Source organism: Cohnella lubricantis, assembly GCF_014212015.1.
GTDB classification, from domain to species: domain Bacteria; phylum Bacillota; class Bacilli; order Paenibacillales; family Paenibacillaceae; genus Cohnella; species Cohnella lubricantis.
Genome location: NZ_JACJVN010000070.1, coordinates 1 through 24100 on the forward strand (window position 1 = coordinate 1; position 24100 = coordinate 24100).

At 57.7% G+C, this 24100-nt stretch carries 22 protein-coding genes; 12 read left to right on the top strand and 10 right to left on the bottom strand.

Going from position 1 to position 24100, the window contains the following annotated elements; all coding sequences use genetic code 11:
• Positions 1-72 precede the first annotated feature (72 nt).
• Complete coding sequence (locus H4Q31_RS17510) at positions 73-1506, top strand: MFS transporter (protein ID WP_185180359.1); 1434 nt, start codon at positions 73-75, stop codon at positions 1504-1506.
• 133 nt (positions 1507-1639) lie between these two features.
• Positions 1640-3085, top strand: coding sequence for a MocR-like pyridoxine biosynthesis transcription factor PdxR (gene pdxR / locus H4Q31_RS17515; RefSeq protein ID WP_185180360.1), 1446 nt, complete (start codon positions 1640-1642; stop codon positions 3083-3085).
• On the opposite strand, the gene H4Q31_RS17520 is transcribed toward pdxR, so the two are convergent.
• Both H4Q31_RS17520 and H4Q31_RS17525 read right to left on the bottom strand, forming a co-directional pair.
• Positions 3078-4022, bottom strand: a complete 945-nt coding sequence (locus H4Q31_RS17520) for a DMT family transporter (protein ID WP_185180361.1) — start codon at positions 4020-4022, stop codon at positions 3078-3080. The two genes, pdxR and H4Q31_RS17520, sit on opposite strands and share 8 nt — an antisense overlap.
• A 29-nt stretch (positions 4023-4051) precedes the next feature.
• Entirely contained in the window at positions 4052-4663 is a 612-nt protein-coding gene (locus tag H4Q31_RS17525) for a thioredoxin family protein (RefSeq protein ID WP_245347447.1), read from the bottom strand.
• Between the two features lie 438 nt (positions 4664-5101).
• On the opposite strand from H4Q31_RS17525, the gene H4Q31_RS17530 reads away from it, so the two are divergent.
• On the top strand, positions 5102-6094 hold the full coding sequence (locus tag H4Q31_RS17530; protein WP_185180362.1) for a phosphotransferase family protein: 993 nt from the start codon (positions 5102-5104) through the stop codon (positions 6092-6094).
• Positions 6095-6319: 225 nt separating this feature from the next.
• Here H4Q31_RS17530 and udk read toward each other — a convergent pair whose 3' ends face one another.
• From udk to H4Q31_RS17550, 4 genes are all read right to left on the bottom strand, one after another.
• The gene (udk, locus tag H4Q31_RS17535) at positions 6320-6940 is read right to left on the bottom strand and encodes a uridine kinase (RefSeq protein WP_185180363.1); all 621 of its coding nucleotides are present in this window, start codon (positions 6938-6940) and stop codon (positions 6320-6322) included.
• A 168-nt stretch (positions 6941-7108) separates the two neighbouring features.
• Positions 7109-8353, bottom strand: a complete 1245-nt coding sequence (locus H4Q31_RS17540; protein WP_185180364.1) for an MFS transporter — start codon at positions 8351-8353, stop codon at positions 7109-7111.
• A 75-nt stretch (positions 8354-8428) separates the two neighbouring features.
• Entirely contained in the window at positions 8429-9568 is a 1140-nt protein-coding gene (locus H4Q31_RS17545) for a winged helix-turn-helix domain-containing protein (RefSeq protein ID WP_185180365.1), read from the bottom strand.
• Positions 9569-9745: 177 nt separating this feature from the next.
• On the bottom strand, positions 9746-10000 hold the full coding sequence (locus H4Q31_RS17550) for a hypothetical protein (protein ID WP_185180366.1): 255 nt from the start codon (positions 9998-10000) through the stop codon (positions 9746-9748).
• A gap of 345 nt (positions 10001-10345) precedes the next feature.
• Here H4Q31_RS17550 and H4Q31_RS17555 point away from each other — a divergent pair, with 345 nt between their 5' ends.
• The 3 genes from H4Q31_RS17555 to H4Q31_RS17565 all read left to right on the top strand — a co-directional run bounded on the left by H4Q31_RS17555 (position 10346) and on the right by H4Q31_RS17565 (position 13317).
• The gene (locus H4Q31_RS17555) at positions 10346-10999 is read left to right on the top strand and encodes a hypothetical protein (RefSeq protein WP_185180367.1); all 654 of its coding nucleotides are present in this window, start codon (positions 10346-10348) and stop codon (positions 10997-10999) included.
• Positions 11000-11212: 213 nt separating this feature from the next.
• Positions 11213-12634, top strand: a complete 1422-nt coding sequence (locus H4Q31_RS17560) for an ArsB/NhaD family transporter (RefSeq protein WP_185180368.1) — start codon at positions 11213-11215, stop codon at positions 12632-12634.
• Between the two features lie 26 nt (positions 12635-12660).
• Positions 12661-13317, top strand: coding sequence for a YwrJ family protein (locus tag H4Q31_RS17565; protein ID WP_221626887.1), 657 nt, complete (start codon positions 12661-12663; stop codon positions 13315-13317).
• Positions 13318-13380: 63 nt separating this feature from the next.
• On the opposite strand, the gene H4Q31_RS17570 is transcribed toward H4Q31_RS17565, so the two are convergent.
• Positions 13381-14415: a hypothetical protein gene (locus tag H4Q31_RS17570; protein ID WP_185180369.1), complete on the bottom strand. Its 1035-nt coding sequence runs from the start codon at positions 14413-14415 to the stop codon at positions 13381-13383.
• A gap of 300 nt (positions 14416-14715) precedes the next feature.
• Here H4Q31_RS17570 and H4Q31_RS17575 point away from each other — a divergent pair, with 300 nt between their 5' ends.
• The 4 genes from H4Q31_RS17575 (at position 14716) to phnE (H4Q31_RS17590) (ending at position 18341) form a co-directional block, all read left to right on the top strand.
• On the top strand, positions 14716-15813 hold the full coding sequence (locus H4Q31_RS17575; protein WP_311771754.1) for a phosphate/phosphite/phosphonate ABC transporter substrate-binding protein: 1098 nt from the start codon (positions 14716-14718) through the stop codon (positions 15811-15813).
• A gap of 115 nt (positions 15814-15928) precedes the next feature.
• A complete protein-coding gene (gene phnC, locus H4Q31_RS17580) occupies positions 15929-16711 on the top strand; it encodes a phosphonate ABC transporter ATP-binding protein (RefSeq protein WP_185180370.1) in 783 nt (260 codons plus the stop codon).
• Positions 16704-17519 carry a phosphonate ABC transporter, permease protein PhnE gene (gene phnE / locus H4Q31_RS17585; RefSeq protein ID WP_185180371.1) on the top strand — a complete coding sequence of 272 codons (816 nt, stop codon included), beginning with the start codon at positions 16704-16706 and terminating at the stop codon, positions 17517-17519. The genes phnC and phnE (H4Q31_RS17585) overlap by 8 nt, the downstream gene beginning before the upstream one ends.
• Before the next feature lie 15 nt (positions 17520-17534).
• The gene (gene phnE / locus H4Q31_RS17590) at positions 17535-18341 is read left to right on the top strand and encodes a phosphonate ABC transporter, permease protein PhnE (RefSeq protein WP_185180372.1); all 807 of its coding nucleotides are present in this window, start codon (positions 17535-17537) and stop codon (positions 18339-18341) included.
• 223 nt (positions 18342-18564) lie between these two features.
• Here phnE (H4Q31_RS17590) and H4Q31_RS17595 read toward each other — a convergent pair whose 3' ends face one another.
• Positions 18565-20154 carry a bifunctional metallophosphatase/5'-nucleotidase gene (locus H4Q31_RS17595; RefSeq protein WP_185180373.1) on the bottom strand — a complete coding sequence of 530 codons (1590 nt, stop codon included), beginning with the start codon at positions 20152-20154 and terminating at the stop codon, positions 18565-18567.
• A gap of 60 nt (positions 20155-20214) precedes the next feature.
• A complete protein-coding gene (locus H4Q31_RS17600; RefSeq protein ID WP_185180374.1) occupies positions 20215-21138 on the bottom strand; it encodes an aldo/keto reductase in 924 nt (307 codons plus the stop codon).
• A 273-nt stretch (positions 21139-21411) separates the two neighbouring features.
• Between H4Q31_RS17600 and H4Q31_RS17605 the strand changes: the two genes are divergently transcribed.
• Both H4Q31_RS17605 and H4Q31_RS17610 read left to right on the top strand, forming a co-directional pair.
• The gene (locus tag H4Q31_RS17605; RefSeq protein WP_185180375.1) at positions 21412-22269 is read left to right on the top strand and encodes a class II fructose-bisphosphate aldolase; all 858 of its coding nucleotides are present in this window, start codon (positions 21412-21414) and stop codon (positions 22267-22269) included.
• Positions 22270-22549: 280 nt separating this feature from the next.
• Entirely contained in the window at positions 22550-22807 is a 258-nt protein-coding gene (locus tag H4Q31_RS17610) for a hypothetical protein (RefSeq protein WP_185180376.1), read from the top strand.
• A gap of 326 nt (positions 22808-23133) precedes the next feature.
• Here H4Q31_RS17610 and H4Q31_RS17615 read toward each other — a convergent pair whose 3' ends face one another.
• Positions 23134-23991, bottom strand: coding sequence for a GNAT family N-acetyltransferase (locus H4Q31_RS17615; RefSeq protein WP_185180377.1), 858 nt, complete (start codon positions 23989-23991; stop codon positions 23134-23136).
• Positions 23992-24100 lie beyond the last annotated feature (109 nt).

Consider the following 24100-nt stretch of genomic DNA (forward strand, 5'->3'; position numbering starts at 1 on the left):
CGGGCATGAAAGTTTTTTGGGGAGTCATTTATTTATCTATAAATAAAATTAATCAAGGAGTGTGTCGAGACCATGTCACCTGTTGTTTACCGGATTCGATTGATGGTTGTCACCTGTATCGTGCTGTTCATGGCTATGCTGGACAATTTGGTGGTGGGCGTAGCGCTGCCTTCCATTCAAGCTTCCTTCCACGCGGAGATGTCCGACCTGCAGTGGTTCCTGAACGCCTACACGCTCGCGTTCGCTATTCTGCTCATTCCGTTCAGCGCGCTTGGCGAACGGTTCGGGCGCAAGCGCATCTTCCTGGCCGGCGTCGTTGTCTTCACGCTGGGCTCGCTCGCGGCAGCGCTTAGCGACAGCTCCATGCAGCTAACGCTGGCTCGCGCTCTACAGGGAGTCGGCGCCGCGGCGATCATGCCGATCAGCCTGACGCTGGTGAATACCGCCTTCCCGCCGGAGAAGCGGGCAGCCGCCATCGGCATCTGGTCCGGCATCTCCGGGCTGGGCTTGTCGATCGGGCCGCTGGTCGGCGGCGCAATTATCGAGGGCGCTCCCTGGGAAGTGATCTTCTGGATCAATGTGCCCATCGGGGTTCTGGCCACGTTGTTCGGCGCGCTGTGGCTGAAGGAGTCGAGAGGGGAGCGCAAGCCGATCGATCCGCTGGGGATCTTGCTGTTAGGGGCAGGCCTATTCGGCCTCGTGTTCGGCTTGGTCCGCGGCAATGACGAAGGTTGGGGCGCATTCAGCGTATGGGGGCCAATCGCGGGCGGCTTGCTGGCGCTCCTCGCGTTCTATGGATGGGAGCGGGGAAGGAAGCAGCCGTTCGTCCAATTCGCGCACTTCCGCAGTGGCAACTACAGCGCCTATCTGTCGGCCGGCTTCTGGCTCAACGCCGGCATCTTCGGCGCGATCTTCCTGTTGACCTTGTTCCTGCAGCAGGCTCAGGGCTACTCCGCTCTCGGCGCCGGCGCCCGGGAGATGGTGTGGACGGCCTGCACGATGATCGCCGCGCCGCTAGCGGGGCTTGCGATCGGGCGATTCGGCTCCAAGCGCATTCTGTTGCTGGGCTTGTTCCTGCAAATCGCCGCCATGATCGGCTTCGCGCTCGTGATCATGAACCAAGGCGCGGTCTTCCCATTCGGCTACATGGTGCCGATGATGATGGCGGCCGGCGCCGGCATGGGGCTCAGCTTCACCCCGCTCTCCCATGGACTGCTCAGCTCGGTCTCGGAGGAAGCGGCCGGCGAAGCGAGCGGGCTGAGCAATACGGCACGCGAGTTGGGCGGCGTGTTCGGCGTCGCGATCGGCGGCCTGGTGTTTGCCCGCGGCGGCGCCATCGCCTCTCCAGACGACTTCGGCGACCATCTGGTACCTTCGCTCTTCGTCCTCTCCGCGATGCTGGCCGCAGCATTCCTATCCGTTGTCTTGTTCGCCGGCAGAGAGAAGCGGCGTGCGGCCAGCGAGCGAGGCGCTCGCGCTGCGTCAGAGCCTGAGCTTAGAGGCTGATGGTTCAATAAGGGAAGCTGAGCTGTGTCCTCGCGTTCTTCTTGTTCCCTTGGCGTCCCCTATTCTATAATCTATCTGACTTGATGATTTCCGGATTATTTCCCGCTTCAATAAAGACAGTTGGAGGGCGGACATGTTCGACATCCTTCTCCCGAGCGAGAGCGGGCAGCCGCTGTATCGGCAGATCTATCTGCGGATCCGCGAACAGATTCGCCAAGGCGGCATTCCCGACGGCACGCGGCTGCCTTCGATTCGTGCGCTGCAGTCGCAGCTCAATATTAGCAAGACGCCGATCGAGACGGCCTATCAGATGCTGACGGCGGAAGGCTATGTGGTCAGCAAGCCGAGGTCGGGCCTGATCGTGGCGAATCCGCACAAGCCTTCCTCGACCTCTGAGGCTGAGGCCGATCGCCAGCCGAGCGGCCGCCCGCAGCCCGGCGCCTCCAGCCCGCCGAAGCGAGAGGCCGTGCGCCGCCCCGCCAACGGCCATCGGATTGATTTTGACCCCGCAGCCCTCGATCCCGACGCATTCCCCGTGCGCATCTGGAGCCAAATGCTGAAGCAAGCGCTAGACGATCACGCCGGCGCGATCGGCCAATACGGCGATCCCCGAGGAGAGCCCGAGCTGCGCCTTGCAGTGGCGGATTACTTGAGGCATTCGCGCGGGGTCAACTGCTCGCCGGAGCAGATCGTGATCGGGTCGGGGATGGCATACAGCATTAGCATTCTGGCCAAGCTGCTGCAGGATGTGCGATGCGTAGCGTTCGAGGAGCCGGGTTACAGCTTGGTGCGGGATCAGTTCCAGCTGAGCGGCAAGGAGATCATCCCGATTCCAGTCGGCGGCCAAGGGCTGCAGCTGGCAGCCTTGGAAGCAAGCGAGGCGGAGCTTGTCTACGTCACCCCGTCGCACCAGTTCCCGACCGGGAGCATCATGCCGTACCCCGAACGGGAACGGCTGCTCAAGTGGGCGGCGGCGAGGAACGCCTACATTATCGAAGACGATTATGACGGCGAGTTCCGTTACCAAGGCAAGCCGATTCCCTCGCTGCAGAGCTTGGACGCCCATGGCCGGGTCATCTACATCGGCACGTTCTCGAAGGCGCTGACGCCCGCGATCCGGATCAATTACATGGTGCTGCCGCCGAAGCTGATCGAGCATTTGACGGCCATGCCGCACGAGCTGGTCTTTGCCCCTTCGCGCGTGGAGCAGTGGGCGATGTATGCCTTCATTGCGCAGGGCCATTGGTACCGCCACATCCGCCGTACCCGCAGCCTGTACCGCCTCAAGCATCAGCATCTGATCGCGCTTATTCACGAATATCTGGGCGGTCAGGTCGAGATCACGGGCCAGAACGCCGGGCTGCATATCCAATTGTCCGTCAAGCTGCTCCAGACTTCCGAGCAATTGGTCGAGCGGGCGGCCGGCGAGGGCGTGCAAGTCTATGATTGGCGCAGAATGTGGCTGGACCGCCGGCAGCGTGACGCCGGCGATCCGAGGCTGTATATGGGCTTCGCGGGCTTAAGCCTTCAAGCGATGGAGACCGGCATTCGCCTGCTGCAGAAGGCGTGGCTCAAGTAGCGGCCTCGGAGGAGGAGGCCGCGCGGCCGTCATCCGGCAGCGAGAAGGACTTCGGCTGCCGGCTCGCCGCCTTCTTGCGGCCTGCCAGGAACACGCCGGCGAGAATAAGCGCAAGCCCGGCGATCATGCTCCAATGAATGGATTCGCCGAGCAGGGCGAATCCCCAGACCAGCGAGAATACCGGCAGAAGGTAGGTGACCATCGTGGCGCGGGTCGGGCCTCCCTCGTGCACGATCCAATAGAAGAGGAGATAAGCGACCCCGGAGCCGAGAATGCCAAGACCCGCCAGCACGAAGAGATTCGAGGGCACGAGGAGCTGCGAATATGGAATTTTCTCAGAAGAGAATGCCATGACGCCGCTGCCGAGCATCGAGAAGAACAAGGTGCCGAACGTGACTTGATAAGTGGACATCGTGCGCAGCAATCGGTTGGACAGTTGGGACCCGAGTCCGTAGAAGACCGAAGCGGCGATCATTCCGGCGAATCCCCGCGCGTCCGACGCCTGAACCGAAGAGGAATCCAGCCCGACCAGAACCGCGAGTCCGATCATCGCGACGCCCATCCCGAGCCACTGGAGCCGGCGGGCGGCGGCGCCGAAGAAGGCGATGCCGAGGAGGAGCGACCAGAGCGGTGTCGTCGCATTCAGCACGGACGCCATGCTGCTCGCGATTCGCGTCTCGCTGAAGCCGATGATCGCCCACGGGATGCACGTATTGACGAGCGCCATCACCGCCACTGCCCCCCACGGCGCCTGCTTGAACCGCAGCGGTTGGCGCGCCGCAAGCATATAGATCGCGATGACGACGAGCCCCAGCGCGCACCGCAGGAAGACGATCGTCCACGGGCCGAAGTCCCCCAGCAGCACCTTAATGAAGTAATACGAGCCGCCCCAGATCATGCTGAGTATCAGCATCACGGGCCAGATGGCTCTCGGCATAGCGATTCCTCCTCCTTAAGCGGGCAGCTTCACCGCGTGAAGGCCGCGAACAGCTCCCGAACCTCCCGAATGATCGCGTCCCGGTATTCGCTGCCGGCATGATACAGCTCGCCGAGCTCCCGGTACGTCCGGTTCAGGTTCTCCTTGTAATCGGGATGCTCCTTGTCCGGATGGTTCTGCTTGAACCGGGTCATGACGGCTTGCAGATAAGCGGGCCGCGCGCCCCAGCTGCCGAGCACCTCGCCGTCGGCGTTCAAGAACACCGCGATCGGCTGCGCGCGTCCGCCGTCGGTCAAGAACAGATCCATCGTCTCCGGATGCTCTTCCATGATCAGGACCTCCGTCCGGATGCCGCTTCTCTCCATCAGCCGGAACAGGACAGGCACATTCCAGATGACGTCCGGACACCAATCCGTGCACAGAATGAGGCAATGCAGATCGGTATGTTCGCCGAGAGCGGCGAAGAAGCGTTCGTCGTCCGCATGCGTCCAGCCGAAGCTCTCGTAGTTGATGCGGAATTGCGCTCTGGTATCCGGAATTTGAAAATGAACCATCGTCCGAACCTGCATGCCGTCCATGAACTGGCGGGGCGCGATCCCTTGGCCGATCTTGTGCTTCAGGTTAAGCCGCGTTCGCTCCAATGCGATACACTTCCTTCTATGGGTTAGGATATGGCTTGAATATATAGCGAAACTGACCATCGATAAATGGTCAGTTTCGTAGATTCTGAAGGGGACAGATGGAGCGGCTGTCATTACTGGAAGCAGTCGTCGTATAGTTTCGCCATCGTCTTCGCGCGTCTTGCGGAACGCTTTAGGCTCCTTGGCTGAAGCTAATGCGGCGTCGATGGTCATTCTTGTCTTGGTACCCCGAGGATCAAGGCCAATGTCGCGATAAGGATGTACTTTGGCTTCCAGGTTACGGTCATGATGTCAACTGCCATTCGCGAGTAGTTTGATATGCGATTCGATCATATCACCCGCACATACCCGTGTCCCGTGTAAGATATTGCCAACGGCAGGCGCTCACTCGCGGCCAATTGCGTGCTATATTATCAGTATCGTAGAGGAGGCATGGCGATGAAGGAAGAGTGGGAACGAACGCAGCCCCCCGTTACGCTTGATCTTCGGCAGATAGAGGAGATCGTTCAACCCGCCTTTCCGGGCAAGCGGGCGGTCTTCGCGGAACGAATCGGCGTCGGGCTAAGCAACTCGAATTACAAGGTTCTTCTCGAAGGAAGCGATACCCCGTTGGTCGTTCGGATCTATAGAAGGGAGCGGGAGACGGCGGAGAAGGAACTGGCGATCGCCGGGCTCGTGCGGGGAACCGTGCCGATCGCGGGCTTCCTCTATGCCGACGCGAGCTGCAAGCATTACCCGCAGCCTTGGGCCGTGCTGGAGTGGAAGGAGGGCGTCTTGCTGAGCGAGGTGATGAGAAGCGGTACCTCCGACGAGAAGGCTTCGGCTGCGGCATCGGCAGGCAGCGTGCTTGCGGCCATTCACAGCTATCCGATGGCGGAATCGGGGTTCTTCGGAGCGGATCTAAGAGTAACCGAGCGCTTCCCCATGAACGGGGAACGGTTCCTCGGCTTCATGGAGCAATGCCTGAGCCAAAGCCCATTCCGCCAATGGCTGGGCGAGGAACTGGCGCGGGAGCTATGGTCGTTCTGCATTCGGCATCACTCGGCTCTGTCGGAGAGCAGGGAAGCGCCGGTCCTCGTCCATTCGGATTACAATGGCTTGAACATCCTGATGCGGCAGCGGCAGGGCTCGGGTGCGGGGGACTGGGAAGTATCGGCGGTTCTCGACTGGGAGGACGCCTTCGCTTGGAACCGGTACGCCGACATCGCCAACATGCTTAGATATGAGAAGGACGGTTCAGCCTTTGAACGGCACTTCATACGGGCGTACCAAGAGCGGGGGATCGTGCTGGAGAGCAACTGGAAGCTGCTCTCCAGGCTGGAGGATCTCGTGGCCCTGTGCGACATGCTGAGCCATTCGACCGAAGACACTCCTAAGCGCATTAGCGATCTTCGGCGGTTGATCGCTCGAACCATCCAATCTCCCCGATAATATCAGGCACAAGCTTTATTGACATTTCTCACAAAGTACACTGTTGGCGGTTCTTGCAATGGCGTTGTGAATGCATCTCTTAGTTTATCCAGCATCCTCACCAACTCCTCTCCCACACTTTGTTAGGGTTATTATACATATGCCTGGTATCCGTGACAGGCTTATAGCCATAACAATAAAAGCGCGGCCGCTTTAACGGCACGCGCTTTCTAGGCGAGGCGTCGATCAGATCGGATCGCCCGACAAATATTTTTCGACCAGTACAGACAACAGCTGCACGCCGACTTCATTGTGCCCGCCTTCGGGTATGATCAGGTCGGCGTACTTCTTGGACGGCTCGATGAACGCTTCATGCATCGGCTTCACCGTCGTCAGATACTGGCGGTAGATCGACTGGATCGTTCTTCCGCGCTCCTCGATGTCCCGCACGACGCGGCGGAGGATGCGAACGTCCGGATCGGTGTCGACGAACACCTTGATATCCAGCAGGGTGCGAAGCGTCTCGTCGGACAGGACGTGCAGCCCTTCGATAATAACGATCGGCGTCGGCTCCAGGTGAACCGTCTCGTTGGAGCGGCCGTGAACCGTGAAGTCGTAGACGGGCATGTCCGCCGGCCGGCTGTTCTTGAGCGCTAGGAGGTGCTCCGCCAGCAGGCCGTTGTCGAAGGCGAACGGGTGGTCGTAGTTGATGCCTGCGCGCTCCTCCATGCTGAGATGAGCGTGATCTTTATAATAATTGTCTTGTGAGATTAAGGTGGCTTGGCCCGTGCCGAGGCGCTCCATAACGGAGCGTGCGACGGTCGTCTTGCCCGATCCGGTGCCGCCGGCGATGCCGATCGTAAGCATGCGAGTAGATGGTCCTCCTCTAGGTTCCGTTTTTACATTCCCTTAGTATAGCACAGTCGAGCGGCGGTCCGTACAGTGGCAATAATCGGACAACGGCTGCTGCAACCGACTGGAATAGAGAAGGGAAATGCCCCGCGGCAGACGGAATGAGAAGGCGCAATGAATGGCTTAAGCTTCCAACGATTGCGCGGTTCCAGCAGGCCTTGGCATCTTCCACAGCATACGCCGCGTCACTATGCCGGCTAAGCCGACGGCTCCAATCGCAGCGCCGACCAACAGGAATGTCTGCGACGCCCCCCATATCCCGATCAGGACGCCGCCGGCAAGCGGAGCGGCCACGAAGATCACGCTGTTCAGCGAATCCAATATGCCGCTGATCCGGCCAATCGCGTCAGGAGGCGTCTCCTTCTGCAGAATGTAGTTCATGCCGGTCGAAGTGAAGCCGGTTCCGAGACCGCCGATGAAGGAGGGAAGCAGAATGAACCAGAGCGGAGAGCTCTGCGTGAAGAAGCTGCAGGCGGCGAACATTAAGCCGATCAGCGCCACGCCTCCCCCGAGCAGCCAGCCGTACCCCGTCAACTGCTGGTAACGTCGCAGCCAGGCAACGCCCGTGAGCCCTCCGGTCCCGACCGCGGTGACGATCCAGCCGAGCAGCTCGGGCCGTTCGGGAGCGGTGTCCCGGAGCAGGACGGTGATCTGTGCATCGATCAATTGAATGCCGGCAAGGCCGATCAAGCTGAAAAGAAGGCTCGTCAGCAGCACGCGGCGCTGCAGCAGAATTCGCCAGCCGTCCCGCCAGGCGGCCCGCAGAGCAAGCTTCTCCCCGGAAGCCTCTTGCTGTTCGCCCTTCACGCTCCCTTGCTTGGCCGGCACCCATAGGAGCAGCAGCGCGGACAGCGCGAAGGTGGCGGCGTTGACCGCCATGCAGATGGAGGGGGCGAAGGCGGCGGCCACCGATGCGCCGAACAGCGGGCCCAGCACCTTGGACAGCTGGAAGACGGCTCCGTTCAGCGAAGTCGCTTGGAGCAGTTGATCCGTCCCGACCACGCTGCGCGTCATCGATTGCTGGGCCGGGTAGTGGAAGGTGCGAGCGGCAGCGCGTGCGGCGGCCAGTCCGAGCAGCCACCATTCATTCGGCGCGAAGATCATGAGAACGGTGATGAAGGCGCGTATCAGATCGGCGGCGATCATCAGATTCCGCTTGTTCCACCGGTCCGCCAGAATGCCCGACAGCTGGCTGAAGAGAATGCCGGGCACGGCGAACGAGAGCGGCAGAAGCGCGACCGTCATCGCATTCGAGTGCCAGATGAAGCCCATGAGAATGGAGATCGCCATGAAGTCGAAATAATCGCCGAACGCGGACAAGCCGTAGGCGGCGAACATCTTGGCAAACGAACGATTGCTTCTTAACATATCTTAGAACCCCCCCTGCTTCGTTCCGATAAGATCATCGTAGCAGGGGATTATCAGAGAGATATCAGAGAAGGATTAGAGATGGCGTTCCAGGAACTGCTGCGTCTGCACTAGCAGCTCGCCTAGCCGATATTCCGCCGCCAGCCGATCCCACTCGCGCTCCAGCTTCTGCCGGTAAGGCTCGTCATGCGATCCGGCGCTAAGATAGGTGAGCGTCAGATGCAAGGCGCCCAGCAGATGGGGAACGAACTGCGTCTGCCGGAGCGCCTCCAGTCCTTCATCCAGCGATTGCCTGGCCGATCGGATCGCGCCTTGCCGATACAGGAAGATCGCCCGGAACACCAGATGCGACCCGCGTTCCCGCTGGATCGGGTGCTGATTCAGCAGCGCCTCGCATTCTAGCAGCTTGGCGGCAGCCGCATCCAAGCGTCCTTCGTGAAGTTCCAGATACATCGCCTTCAATAGATAGATCGCAGTGAAGCTGGGTGAGTTCAGTTCAGCGATGGCGGGCCGGAGCGCCTCCAATTGTGCTCGAGCCTTCTCGGGCCGCCCTGCTTCTATATATAAAGGTACAATTTGCAGCTTCAGATCGAAGTGCCACTCGCGCCGGAGCGCGTCGCCGCGGGCAATCAGCCGCTCGAAGCAGCTCAGGGAGACAGCGGGATCGAATTGGGCGACGGCAAGAACGAATACCGCATAGGCCAGCTTCTCCGAGAGATCGATGCGGTCCGATCGGAGAATCGCACCGAAGTCTCCTTGAACGAAGTGAATATAGGCATCGTAGAAAGGGTCGCCGGGCAGGCCGAGTATGTCCCGGTTCGCCGAGAGCAGCTGCATGGCCGCGCCCATTCCCAGGCCGTGATACTTGGCCAGAAGCCGGTTCACATTGGCCGCGAACTGCTCGTCCAGCAGGAGCGGGTTATCTTGCGCGGCTGGGGCTATGCGCGTCAGCTTATAGCCTTGCCCGCGAATCGTCTCCACGCGGAGCAGGTGAGACCACTTGGCCACTTTGCGACGGAGGCGGTAGATGTGGTCATCTACGGTGCGATCGACGGGCGACTCCAGCGGCCAGACGGCGTCCAGCAATTGCTCTCGCGAGAAGGCGCGTCCCGCATGCTCGTAGAGGAAGCGAAGCAGCAGGAACTCCTTCGGCAGGAGCTGGATGCGGTCCCCGGCATGGACGGCCTCAAGGGAATCAGCTTCGAAATGGATCATGCTTCTCCTCCTGCCAATAATGTTCGATCTAAGCCCAATATTATCATGCCTGAAGCCGCCGGGGAATTCTCGATGTATGGATAGTGGAGAGTGGCCCGCCTAGAAAAGAGACTGCCGGAGATATCCGACAGCCAGAAGGTTAGTAGATAGAGCGCTACTCGAATTCATCATTGGTGTCTAGATTCTCCAAGTCTCGTGCGGAGAGTCCCTGTGAGCGTCCTCCGGAGCGCCCTTGCGAACGGCCTCCGGGAAGTCCCTGTGAACGGCCGCCAGAGCGTCCCTGCGAGCGTCCGTTGGAGCGGCCGCCAGAACGTCCTTGCGAACGACCGCCAGAGCGGCCGCCAGAGCGTCCACCCGAACGGCCATGTGAACGGCCTTGCGAGCGCCCGTCGGAGCGGCCGCTGGAACGGCTGCTAGCGAATGCATTATCACTGCGAGTCTCCAATATGTGTGCACCTCCATTAATCAGGATAATTCAACTTATGATCCGTGTTGTCCATCGACACGGACAAGCGCCACTTAGGACTAATAAAGGCTTACTTCCACTATCAATGGCGGATTTGAAGCGCTGAGAGGACAAGTATACAAACAGTTGTTGAGAGAGGCACGTATGCTTATATTGCAAATTCATATCCTTCACATTTTCAAAGGAGGGACAGCAGCAGGGGAGAGCAATTAACGTCCGAAGGCCGCCTCGATTAACGTTGAAAGGCGAGTTGCTAAGTGTCCAAGCCTATCGATCGTCAATGACTTCACAATTCGAGAGGAGAATGATCCATGTTTTTCAATAATGCGAACCGTGCTTATATGCCGCAGCGGCAGCAGAACAGCTCCGGCTCCGGTACGACGCAATCCGGCCAGGTGCAGAGGGCTTCCAATTTGATCGGCCGGCAAGTAAGAATTAACCGCGGCGGCCCCGATATGGTAGCTGGACGGCTTGTCGCCATTCCCGCCGATTATTTGGTGCTCAGCAGCAAAGACGGGATTGTCTATGTGAATGCCGCTCATGTCAAGAGCATCACGGAGACCCCGCAATCCGGCACTTCCGGCAGCAGAAGCCGTTCCAGCACGTACATCACGGCTTCGAGCTTCAATTCGCTGTTGTCTCAGCTTCGCCATCAATTCATCCAAATTAACCGAGGCGGCCCGGAGAAGATTGAGGGCTTCCTGGCAGAGAGCAACTCCGATTCCTTGCTTGTCGTGGTGAACCGGGAACTTATCCGCGTGCCGATGTTCCACATTAAGACCATCAATATAGCGGGAGGCGGCAAGAACAAGAAGAACAGCAGCAGCGGCAACAGTAGCAGCGGCAGCGGCGGCAATAATAGAAGCGGCAACAGGAGCGGGAGCGCGGGGAATCAGAACGGCAATCGTACGGGCAATCGCTCAGGCAATCGAAGCGGCAATCGGACTGGCAATCGGAGCAGATAATTCGATGCGCTAGGTTCTTCAACATTAATATGAGATAAAGCTCCTACTGGAGGGGGGATAACATGCTTTACATCTGCGCCCTTGCCGTTCTCTTGGCCAGCGCCCCCTTATTCCTATTTTTGCGGCCGCCGCGCCCCTTGCCGGAACCCTCGCCTCAAATCGAGCCCGATCCGATCCATGTTCCATCTTCTTTCGGGCTCGAGGCGAGCGGACATGGATAACCTGCAGCTTCTCGGGGGCATCGCCATTTTCGCTGTCACCGTGATCCTGCTAATGTGGCGCCCGCGCCAACTGAACGAAGCGGTTCCAGCGGGGGTTGGCGGGCTGCTATTCTTGGCGCTTGGTATCGTCAATGCCGATGATCTGCTCAGCGTATTTCAGGTCGTAAGCGGCGCTTCAGTAACTATACTGTCTACGATCGTCATGTCCATTGTCCTCGACAGCATCGGCGTCTTTCGCTGGACGGCGTTCAATATCGTTCGTATTTCCAACGGGTCCGGCATTCGCTTGTTCTGGTGTTTGAATTTGCTTTGTCTCGTCATGACGCTATTCTTTAACAACGACGGAAGCATTCTAATTACGACGCCCGTCATCGTCCGTATCGTTCAGTTATTACATTTAAAGCCGCACCAATCGATCCCCTACTTGCTGTCGGGCGCATTGGTGGCTACCGCCTCCAGTGCGCCGATTGGCGTAAGCAACTTGGCCAATCTGATCGCACTTAACATTGTCGGGCTGGATTTGCTGACTTACGCCAAATTCATGTTTGTGCCTTCCATGTTGGGGATTACGGTCATGACGCTGCTGCTGTTCTGGAAATTTAAGCGGGATATTCCACGCAAGATCGCCGTTCCTGCCGCATCGAATGCCGCCCCGGTCCTCGAGGAGCAAGAACCGTCCTCCTTGCCGCTCAACGCCGTCAAGCATTGGTTCGGAAGGAAGGATTCCTCGCGCGTCTCCTATCACCCGCTGATGAACGCCGAAGAGCACTTCCCCCAACTGGCATGGAATCGCTTCGTCATCGCGATCAGCATCGTCGTGCTGACTCGAATCGGACTGTTCGCGGCTTCCGATATAGGCATTCCGTTGGAAGCGGTAGGCCTGACAGGAGCGGGTATGCTGATCGCGGCGCGTTGGATCTGGCTCCGGCAGTCGCCTCAAGATTTGATTCGCAAGACGCCGTGGTCGATTCTCGTCTTTGCCTTCGGCATTTATGTCGTCGTATACGGTTTGCACAATATGGGGCTGACCTCATTGTTAATTGCCGGCATCGAGCCGTTCGTACAATTCGGGTTGCTGCATGCGATCGGCTTGTTCGGACTCATGCTGACGGTCATGTCCAACTTCTTGAATAACCTGCCCTCCGTCATGATCGGAACGCTCGCATTAACGACCTTCAGCCTGGACAACCATACGATGCAGGCCGCTTATTTGGCGAATATACTCGGGAGCGATATCGGTTCGCTGATTGCCCCCTTCGGAACGCTGGCTTCATTATTATGGTTTCACCAGCTTAGGCGTTACCGAATTCCCTTCTCCTGGGGCGCTTACCTCCGTGTTACGATCTGGGTCGTGCCGATTACGCTCGCGGCCAGTTTAATCGGGCTCTATCTTTGGATCATGTGGCTGGTCTAGATGAGGGAGGTGAACAAATATACGCGATGAATCAATATTTGAACCAACCGGTTATGGTGCAAGTCTCGGGTTCCAACGTACCGCTGAAGGGGAATTTGATCGATACCGGAAGCGACATTATCGTTCTGCATAACGGATTTAAATATATGTACCTCCCGCTGATACACATTCAAGGTCTCACGCAATGCCCTTCGAATGAATATGATCTCGGGGATGTCGATGACTCTGATCTGGAGCCGATCGCGGAATTGTCCTATCGCAAGGTTCTTCTTAACGCTAGAGGCAAGTTCCTGGAATTGTTCGTCGCCGGCAATCAATCCATTCACGGGTATATCACCAGTATCATGAACGACTTCTTCTTGTTCCACTCGCCCATGTACAAGTCGCTCTACATCTCCATGAACCATTTGAAGTGGCTGATTCCTTACGATTCCGGCGCAACGCCTTACTCGCTCGAACGGGAGAAGTTCCCGGCCGTACCGGCCGCGTCTTCGCTCGCCAGAACATTTGAACAGCAGCTGCGCAAGATGGAGGGAGAATTCATCGTCCTCGATCTCGGCGATTATTCCAAGAAGAACGGTCTTCTAAAATCGGTCAAGGATGGTTTGATCGAATTGGCGACAGCGGATGGGACAAGTTACTTCCTTCATATCGACCACGTGAAGTTGTTCCATTGCCCTTGATGTCTGACTGCCCGTCCCTGCATCCTTGCGGGTGCAGGGGCGATTTGTGTATTCCGAAGGGTGTCACAAGATATCCGGATTCGCCGCCATGATCGCTTCGGCGGTATCCCATAGCTTCGGCAGGTATAGAAGGACATCGCCGGAGAGGCGGTCAAGGTCGCCGCGGGATGTGATGCCAAGGTCGGCCATCAGAGCGTCGAAGGCCGGAGCGAGCGAGCGCCCAAGCTCCGGCGCGTCTGCGGCGAGAATCTGATGGCAGCGGGCGAAGGTCGCCGCCATCCAGAAGACGGCTTCGCGGTGGCAGCCGGTTCGGATGAGCTCCAGGCTGCCGTCGATGGCGACCGGCCGGGCAGCGGGGGCGATGTCGCTGCTGAAGAAGAATGGCGTTCGCGCGCGGGCCGCCGCAGCGTCGAACGTTCGGGCGAGCTCGCCGAGGTGATGCCCCGCGCGCTGAGGCGTCATGCGCGCACAGCCGAGCAGCTCCAGCAAATCCGGATAGACATCGCCGAGCCCGTACGCCCCAAGCGCTTCGCGCGCAGCGAGATATCGAAGCCGGACGGTGGGATTACGGAGCGCGGCTACGAGCAGCACATGGGTAGTCACGCCGGTCGGGAACAGCCAGGAGGTGACCTGATCGTGCCAAGGGGCGGCAGCGTCCCGATAGCGCAGCCCGTTCTCCACCCGCAGTCGAGCATTCTCGCAGCGGCGGCGCACCCACCGGCGTTCGGCGAAATGGCGGGATACCTGTTGCTGCAGCCGGCTTAGCTGCCCTGTGGGGTCTGCGAGTATGGTATTCCATCGGAAGCTGCCTGCCAAATGATAGGAGGCCAGCACTTCTTCGGCTGAGGATAGTTCATGCCATGGCAGATAAGTAATCTCAAGCAGTGTACCGCGGTAGAGGATCTTCCCTAGCTTGGAAGGGCTCGTCTCTTGATCCACGACGACGACCACATCGACATCGGAAGCGGCAGGCACTTCTTCCTCGTCGCTTTTCCCGACCGTTGAACCGCTGATATAAGCCCCTTTGAACCCTTCCGACGAACTCCCGCGCAGCTTTACCCACTCCGCCGCCGCTGCGATTGCTGCTCCGATGCGCATCCCTTCTCGCACCTCCCGGTCTAGATACTACATAAACATTACAATAAGTGTAATATTAAATTACATGAATAGAAAATTACCTATTTACGTGCGACATGAAATACTATAAAATCTACGAAGTAGAATACACATGCAGCTGTCGGTCTCTCAGCCATTAATTTAACACAGGGTTGATCAGGTTTAATAGCCAGTTAACAGAAGGCTTGTATGCTGAGTTAGTTCCCATTTGCGAGAGCCGGTCTGGCTCGGATCTTGCGAATGAAACTATATTATTTAAGATTATGTGGGGGGTTACCGAAAGTGAAGAACAAGTTTATGCTTTTGGCCGTCTTGGCCCTGGGCGTCGGCCTAATCTCGGGCTGCGGTTCGAAGAACGAGAACAATGCCGCCAGCAGCCCATCGGACAGTGCATCTCCATCGGCTAGCGCTGCGAGCCCGTCGGCAAGCCCTGCTGCACAAGAGATCAAGGAACTGAAGATTAGCTTCGTTCCGTCCAAGGATCCGGAACAGATCATCACGGCTACCGAGCCGCTGAAGGATCTGCTCAAGAACCAACTGGCAACGGAAGGCTACAACGTTGACAAGGTCAGCATCGACGTCGGCACGACGTACGAAGCCGTCGGCGAAGCGCTGTCGGCCGGCACGACGGATATCGGCCTGATCCCGGGCGGAACTTATGTATTGTACGATGACGGCGCGGACGTTATTCTGACCGCTACCCGCGCAGGTTTGTCCAACGATTCGGAAGATCCGGCACTTTGGAACAAGAACAAGCCGACGGAACCGACGGAGCAGCAAGCGACTTACTACCGCGGCCTGATTATTGCTGGTCCTTCCGCGAAGGGTCAAGAGCTGGGTGCTAAGATCAACAACGGCGAAGAGCTCACTTGGGATGACCTGAACAGCGCGAACTGGGCGGTTATGTCCTCCTCCTCGTCTTCCGGTTACATCTACCCGACGCTGTGGCTTCAAGAGAAGTATCAGAAGGGCATCTCGGATCTGAAGAACGTCTTCACTTCTGATTCGTACGGCAGCTCCTTCGCTCGTCTGGCCGCTGGCCAAGCGGACGTCCTCGTCGTCTATGCCGACGGACGCAGAGACTATGTGGAGAAGTGGAACACGGACTTTGGCCGCACCGCCTCCATCTGGGATGAGACGAACGTGATCGGCGTAACGGACGGCATCTACAACGACACGATCAGCGTCAGCAAGAAGAGCAAGCTTATGACCGACGAGTTCAAGAAGGCTCTGCAAGACGCATTCATGGCGATCGCTCAGACCGAAGAAGGCAAGCAGGTTATCGCGGTTTACAGCCATGAAGGCTACCAGCCGGCGCAATCTTCCGACTATGATGCAGAGCGTCAAGCGCAAGAATTCCTGAAGTCGTTGAAGCAGTAATCGTTCGTTCTTTAAGCGCGTTAGATTTCATCTGCACTTCGTTCATAAAAGATGAGGGCATCAGGCTTGGTGCTCTCATCTTTTCCTACTCATGCTAAAGGATCGGGGTAATTCCATGATAGAGTTCATCGGTGTCGAGAAGACGTATGCTAATGGCACGATCGCTTTGCAAAATATTAATTTGACAATTGATCAAGGCGAATTCGTCGCGGTCATCGGTCTGTCCGGCGCCGGCAAGTCGACCTTGATTCGTTGCATTAACCGTATGCATGACATCACTGGCGGCCAACTCAACGTCGACGAAGTTGACGTGGCCAAGCTTAAGGGCAAGCAGATCCGCCGCTTCCGCAGAAGAATCGGCATGATCTTCCAATCCTTCAACTTGGTGACGAGAACGACCGTCATGAAGAACGTTCTGGTCTCCTTCGTGCCCGATCTTCCGCTCTGGCGCAGATGGACCGGCATCTTCACGAAGGCTCACAAGATCAAAGCTTTGGAAGCGCTTGATAAAGTTGGCATCCTGGACAAGGCGTTCATTCGCGTGGACCAGCTGTCCGGCGGTCAACAGCAGCGTGTGGCGCTTGCCCGTACGCTGGCGCAGAACCCGGACATTATTCTGGCGGACGAGCCGATCGCGTCTCTGGACCCGGTCACGTCCCGAATGGTTATGGACGACTTCAAGAAGATCAACAAGGAGATGAATATCTCCGTTATCATGAATATTCACCATGTAGAGATTGCACTGGAATACGCAGACCGCATCATCGGTATTCGCAAGGGCGAGGTTGTGTTTGACGGGCCGACGAACAAGGTAACGAAGGACATCCTTGGCGAGATCTACGGCGGCAACTTCGATGAGATTCAATCCTCCTTCGAGGAGAATTCGGCGCATGTATGATAAAATTTTCCCTCCCAAAAAGGTGACGCTGCCGAACGGCAAAGTCGTTCTGGAGAAGAGAACGCGAACGCCGTTAATCTTGCTCGTCTTAATCGTTGCGACAATCCTGTCCGTGAACTTCACGGAATTTAGCCTTAAAGTTCTGTTCACGCGCATCAATGAATTCTTCGTCATTATCGGCGAGATGGCGCAACCGAGATGGAGCTACCTGCCTCATCTATGGAAGGCGTTAGTGGATACGCTTCAGATGTCGCTCTTAGGATCGATGCTCGGGGCTGCATTAGCGCTTCCGGTTGCGGTTCTGTCTTCATCCAACGTTATTCGCAGCAAGACCGTCGTGGCGGTATTCAAAGTTATTCTCAGCTTGCTGAGATCGCTGCCCTCTCTTGTGACGGCGCTGATTGCGACGTATGTATTCGGATTAGGCCCGATGGCCGGCGTCATTGCCATCCTGCTGTTCACGATCTCCTATGTCGGGAAGCTGCTGTATGAGCAGATTGAGAATGCCGACATGGGCCCGTTCGAAGCGATGGAGTCGCTGGGCATGAACCGGATTCAAGCGTTCCGCCATGCGATCATGCCTCAGGTGCTCCCAGGCTATCTGTCCACCTCTCTATTCTGCTTCGAAGGCAACGTCCGCTATGCGGCGATCCTTGGCTATGTCGGGGCAGGAGGCATCGGACTTCTGATCAAAGAGAATCTCGGCTGGCGCGACTACTCGACGGTAGGGATGATTGTCGTGGTACTGGTCGTTACTGTATATCTAATCGAAACGGTTAGTGAGCACTTTAGAAAAAAGTTAATCTAAGGAGAAGTCTATGCTATGACGAACGTAGAGAAGCAACTATTTGCTTCGCCTCGCAATCATCGTTATATCCTAACCGTTACGGTCATCGTCGTCGCCTTGTTCGTATGGTCATGCCTGGTTGTCTCTTTTAAAGATGTGAATGAGAGCAGCTTGAAGATTGCAGGGAACATCATGAAGGGGCTTATCCATCCGGATATGGACCTTCTGTTCAATGTGACGAAGCAGAGCGTCCTGTATCTGCTCTTGGAGACCATCGCCATCGCCTTCTTGGGTACAATCGTGGGCGCCGTATTGTCCGTGCCGCTCGCGTTCCTGGCGGCTTCCAATATCGTTCCGAAGCCGGTGTCCTGGCTGACGCGGCTGCTGCTCATCGTCATTCGCACGATTCCGGCGCTCGTCTACGGCTTAATGTTCATCCGCGTATCGGGTCCAAGCCCCTTCGCCGGGGTGCTGACGATCGGCATCACTTCCGTCGGAATGCTCGCCAAGCTGTATGTGGATGCGATCGAAGAGCTGGACACGAAGGTGCTCGAGTCGATGACGTCCATCGGATGCTCGACCTTCGAGAAGATTCGCTACGGTATTCTTCCGCAGCTGCTGTCGGTGTTCATGTCGGTGACGATCTACCGCTTCGATATGAACATGCGCGAAGCTTCGATTCTGGGCCTCGTCGGCGCAGGCGGCATCGGCGCTCCGATGATCTTCGCGATGAACAGCTACCGGTGGAATGAAGTCGGCTCGATTCTGATCGGACTCGTCGTACTCATCCTGATCATCGAGTTCGTCTCGAACAAGCTTCGCGCGAGATTGGTGAAGGGCTGATAGGCGAACATTGTTCATATGCCCGGCCACTAAAAAAAAGTCCATTTGCATGAAAAGGTACAGATCCTCATTATGTGAGGAGCCTGTACCTTTTTCTGTATTATGAAAATATCAAGTTATTGCATCACATTTTTGCTATCCTGAAGAAAGGCTAGCCCCACCAAGCACAAATCATATTTACCCAACACCCTCTATGGCAATGGATATTATTGGCATTCCAAACTCAATAGATCACTTTCCAGTTGTGATCGCAGGTTGCCTTAATCGTGCCGCGCTCCAGGATGTAGTCCGCCAGAATCTCCGTCATGTCCGTCGGAATCTCGCGGACGACCGGCTTGCCCTTCAGCATGTCGAAGTTGCCGCCGCCGCCGGCTCGGTAGCTGTTCATGACGACGTCGAACATCGCATCGGGAGCTACGTGAACGCCGCCGCGTTCGAGCTTGACGACCCGCTGGCCCTCCGGCTTGGCGATATCGAGCACATACTCGATGCCTTCCCACATGTCATAGTTAAAGTGCTGCGGCTTCGGCTCCATATAGGAAGCCGACACGCGCAGGCCGCCGGTCGCCTCGTCCAGCGCGAAGTAGCGGGCGTTCTGCTCGAGCGCCTCCCGAATGTCGCGGCCGCTTAGGCGAACGACCTTAGGTGTATTCGGATAGATGTAGTTGGAGACGACGTCCCGCATCGTGATCCGATCCGTGAAGCCACGAGCCTCATTGGTGAAAATAGCCGCGCAAGACAGGTCCGCACCCGTCACCTCCAGCTGCACCCGATTCACGAATTCCGTGAACGCGTGATCCGATTGCCGCGCCGCGAACGGATCGGGAATCGTCATGTCGCCCTCCGCCATACCGATCGGCTGGTCCAACCACTCCTGCGTCTTCCGCTCATCCTCAGCGAACATCGCCAGCAGCTCCGCATCCGCTTCACCCGCATCCTCCGCGGAGAGCAGCTGAGCGGTCTTGCGGCGAATCGCCCAGCCGCCTTCCGCCGTCCGCTCGAACGCCAGCTGCACCTTGGCGATCGTCACGCCGGCAGATCCGGGCTGCGCGACCGTGACGCCGTTCACTTCGCCGGCCAGCAGCCGATGCTGGTGTCCGGTCAACAGGACGTCGACGCCTTCGAGGCTCATACACATCTCGTAGCCCTGATTCTCGCCGGTGAGCGGCTCAGTCGGCTGGCCGGTCGCCAGATCGCGCTCGAAGCCGCCATGATAGCTGACGACGACCGCGTCCGGGCGCTCCGTCTCACGAATGTGGGCGACCCAGCGCTTCGCGGACGCCAAGGCGTCTTCGAAGGCGAGCCCCGCGATGTTGGCCGGGTCCTCCCAATTCGGGATGTAGTGCGTGGTCACGCCTAGCACGGCGATGCGGATGCCCTCGGGCAGCGTGAATACCTTGTAAGGCTGCCCGAACGCCGGCTGCCTATCCGCTTCGCGGACGATGTTGGCGGACAGCCACGGGCAGTTCGAGTTGCGAACCGCTCGGCCGAGCAGCTCCAGCCCATAATTGAATTCGTGGTTGCCGAATACGGCCGCATCATACCGAAGCGCATTCAGCGCTCTCGCGGCAGGATGAACGCCGGTGCCGTCGTACTTGGCGTAATGGTACATGAACGGCGTTCCCTGCAGGAGATCGCCGTTGTCCAAGAGCAGCAGCGCCGGATTCTCGCTCCGCTCCTTGCGAATGAAGTTCGCGAGCTTCGCGAGCCCGAGCGGCTTGTCGCCGGGTCCCCGGTAATCCGTCGGATAGAAGTGGCCATGGATGTCGCTGGTCTCGAGTAACGTAACAACGACCGATTGCGTCGTGCTCAATTCAATATTCCTCCAGTCGGTGCTAGCAGCAAGCTATGATTCTCCTATGATAGCACACCGTTATGGAAGAATGTTGCCTGCCGCGCGGAAGATCTCGTACCATTCTTCGCGCGTGAGGCGAATGTCGGCGGCGCGGACGCAGTCCTTCAGCCGCTCGATGTTCATCGTGCCGATGACCGGCTGCATGTTCGCCGGGTGGCGGAGCAGCCAGGCGATGGCGATCGTCGTATTGGTGACGCCGTACTTGGCCGCGACCTCGTCGATCTTCTCGTTCAGCTCCGGGAACTTCTCGCTGCCGAGGAAGACGCCTTCGAAGAAGCCGTATTGGAATGGCGACCACGGCTGGATCGTAATGTCGTGCAGCCGGCAGAAGTCCAGAATGCTGCCGTCGCGGTTCACGGCCGCCGCATTCTCCATGTTCACATTGAAGCCTTGGGAGATCATTGTGGCGTTCGTGATGCTCAATTGCAGCTGGTTGGCAACGATCGGCTGCTTCACATATTTTCGCAACAATTGGATCTGCATCGGGTTCTGGTTGGAGACGCCGAAGTGGCGCACCTTGCCGGACTGCTCCAGTTGATCGAACGCTTCCGCGACCTCCTCCGGCTCGACCAGCGTATCCGGGCGGTGCAGCAGCAGGACATCGAGGTATTCCGTCTTCAAGCGCTTCAGAATGCCGTCGACCGAGTTCAGGATGTGTTCTTTGGAGAAGTCGAACATGCCCTTGTCCGGGCGAATGCCGCATTTGGACTGCAGAATGATCTTCTCGCGCACGCTCGGGCTCATCCCGATGGCGTCCGCGAAGATCTCCTCGCACTTGCCTCCGCCATAGATGTCCGCGTGCTCGAAGAAGTTCGCGCCGATCTCCAGAGCGGTCTGGACGAAGCGCTCCGCTTGCGGCTTATCTAGCGAATTGATGCGCATGCAGCCGACCGCTACGACGGGCACTTCCAGCGCGCTGGCGCCAAGCTTAATCGTTCTCATGAATATGTACCTCCGATTGGGTTAGGATCATTGATTTGAAGCGTACCAACCATATTGTGGCACAAGCGCGGCGCGACTACAATTTCGCAATTGGTGCTGTTATTAATGGATTTTGGCACGAAACGTTGCGTTTTCGTTCATTGCTTACTTAGTGGAAGAAGTATTATAATCTACATGTGTTTGTTCGGATTACCAATAGGACAAGCGTTCAGGAGCTTCCTTCTGGACGTCCTCATATCCTGATTGTCATGAATCCAGAGGAGGATGCAAGCGATGGCATTGGTATCGATGAAGGAAATGTTGAACAAAGGGCTCAAAGAAGGCTATGCGGTCGGACAGTTCAATATTAACAACCTGGAATGGACGCAAGCGATTCTGAACGCAGCTCAGGAAGAGCAATCCCCGGTTATTCTTGGGGTATCCGAAGGCGCTGCTCGCTATATGGGCGGATTCTCCGTCATTACGGCATTCGTCAAAGCGTTGATCGAAGAAGGCAAGATCACCGTTCCGGTAGCGATTCACCTTGACCATGGTTCCAGCGTAGAGAAGTGCAAAGCCGCGATCGACGCCGGATTCACTTCCGTCATGATCGACGCTTCCCACCATCCGTTCGAAGAGAACGTGCAGGCGACGAAGGAAGTTGTCGAATACGCGCATGCTCGCGGCGTGTCCGTCGAAGCCGAGCTGGGAACGGTCGGCGGACAAGAAGACGATGTTGTGGCCGACGGCGTTATCTATGCGGATCCGCAAGAATGCAAGCAATTGGTGGAACGCACCGGCATCGACTGCCTCGCACCTGCTCTGGGTTCTGTCCATGGCCCTTACAAAGGCGAGCCGAAGCTTGGCTTCAAGGAGATGGAAGAGATCTGCAACACGGCTGGCGTGCCGCTGGTTCTGCATGGCGGAACGGGTATCCCGACGGAGCAGATCAAGAAGTCCATCTCGCTTGGAACGGCCAAGATCAACGTCAACACCGAGAACCAGATCGCGTTCACCAAAGCGGTGCGCGAAGTGCTGGCTAACGATTCGAAGGTGTACGACCCGCGCAAGTTTATCGGCCCAGGCCGCGACGCCATCAAGGCGACGGTTATCGGCAAGATGCGCGAGTTCGGCTCTTCCGGCAAGGCGTAAGCAGCCGGCAGGCTTGAAGAGGGCTTGACGAAGGCGCCAGCGGCGGCTAGCTCCGCACGAAGGCAGGCGTGAGCTGTGGAAGTGCAGCTTGCCGGCAGGCCCGACGAAGGCATGTGCTTCAACGAGCCCGCACTTTATCATAGGCAGCAAGCCCATCTCCTCGCGGGGGTGGGCTTTTTGGTTTCGAGCATATTCGCGCTTGTCCCCGGCATACAATCCTTTTTAGAGGGATATCGAGTCCTTTCGCGGAGCTTAAGCACACCGACAGGAGGGTATGCGGATGGGGAAAAGTGTATTGAGATCATCGGTTAAAGGCGCGATAATGGGGGCTTCCATGACCGGCGGGTGGCTCCTGGCCGACTTGCTGCTTCCGGAGCCATGGGGGGACGTCATCTTATTCTCCGCGATGGCCGTCGCGAACATCGGGATCGGGTGGAAGCTGGGGAGAATGTTCGACCAGAAGGAAGCCGAGGCGGAGGCTGCCGCGGCGGCAGGCGAAGAGGCGGCCAAGGCACGGAGCGCGGCGGAAGTGCCTTGATGGTGCTCGTGCTAGGGAGGCAGGATATTAAGAGATAACGGAACGTCGTTCCGTTATTGGAGAGCTGAATCGTGATGTCCGCGAAATAACGGAACAGCGTTCCGTTATTTCCGCGTTTTAAGTTGGTTACTCGAATGAATGTCGCAAATAACGGAACCACGTTCCTCTATCGCGTCTGCGAGCATGTGTTTGCGGCCAGATAACGGAACGTCGTTCCGTTATGGCACGAGCTGCGGACTTTTCGAATTAACGCCGAGACTTCCGCGACAGTCTGCAAGCCAGCCCTCAGCGGGCTGGCTTTTCTCTGTCTGCTGCATTAGGTGCGGCTATTGCAGCGGCATGTTCATCTCATACTGCTCGACCGGCTGCTTCTCGAAGCCCAGCTTCCGGAAGTATCCATCGAGCGCGGCGCTGACGGGCAGACAGACATTCAGTTTCTCTGCCTGGTGCTTGGCCGCAGCTTGCTGAAGCATCCAACGTCCCAGCCCTTGGCCGCGCTGCGCCGGATCGACCCATAGGAAGTTGGTCTTGCCCGATGCGCTCATGGCGACCATCGCGATCGTCTGGCGGTCTTCGCTATAGACGGCAAGGAGCGCTTCCCGGTCGCTGGCGGCGTAGAAGGGGGGATCGCTCTGCCAGTTGATGTGGCTGTTCGGCAACGAATCCCGGAAGGCGGCCAATTCGTTATGCGAGATCTCCTCTACGGCATAAGAGTGCAGCGGCTCTTCTGTCGGCAAGGAAGCAGTCAAGCCGTTGTAATATTCAAGCGTCTCCTGGATCTGGTACCCTTGCTTCTCATAGAACCGGATGGCACGGTTATTCTCCTTCAGCACCTCGAGGAAAAGCTGGTCGCACCCCGCATCCCGCGCCGCTTGCTTGTGCAGCTCGAACAGGCGCTGGCTGACGCCTAGCCCGCGATAATCGGGCGCGATGCAGAGCGTGCCGCACCGCATCGTCTTCAGGCCGTCGAACCTCCGCACGCCGCCAAGGATCAAGCCGACCGGCCCGTCCGGCCCGAGCGCGATGAAGGAGCGGTCCAGTTCATTGCCTTCCGGGCCGAAGAAGCGCGCCGCGAAAGTGTCCATGTCCATGTTGAATTGAACGGGATAATCGGCGAAGCCAGACTGGAACGCATCGTAAATTTGGCGCATCGTAACATCGGTGCAGGCGGAGTACGTAATCATGGCGATTGGCTCCTTTAATATCGTATATGCTTCTGAGATTACCAAAATAAGGGTTGGTCGCCAATGGTTTTTTTGCGTCGGTGTGCGGGTGCTCGCTGTAACCGGTCGG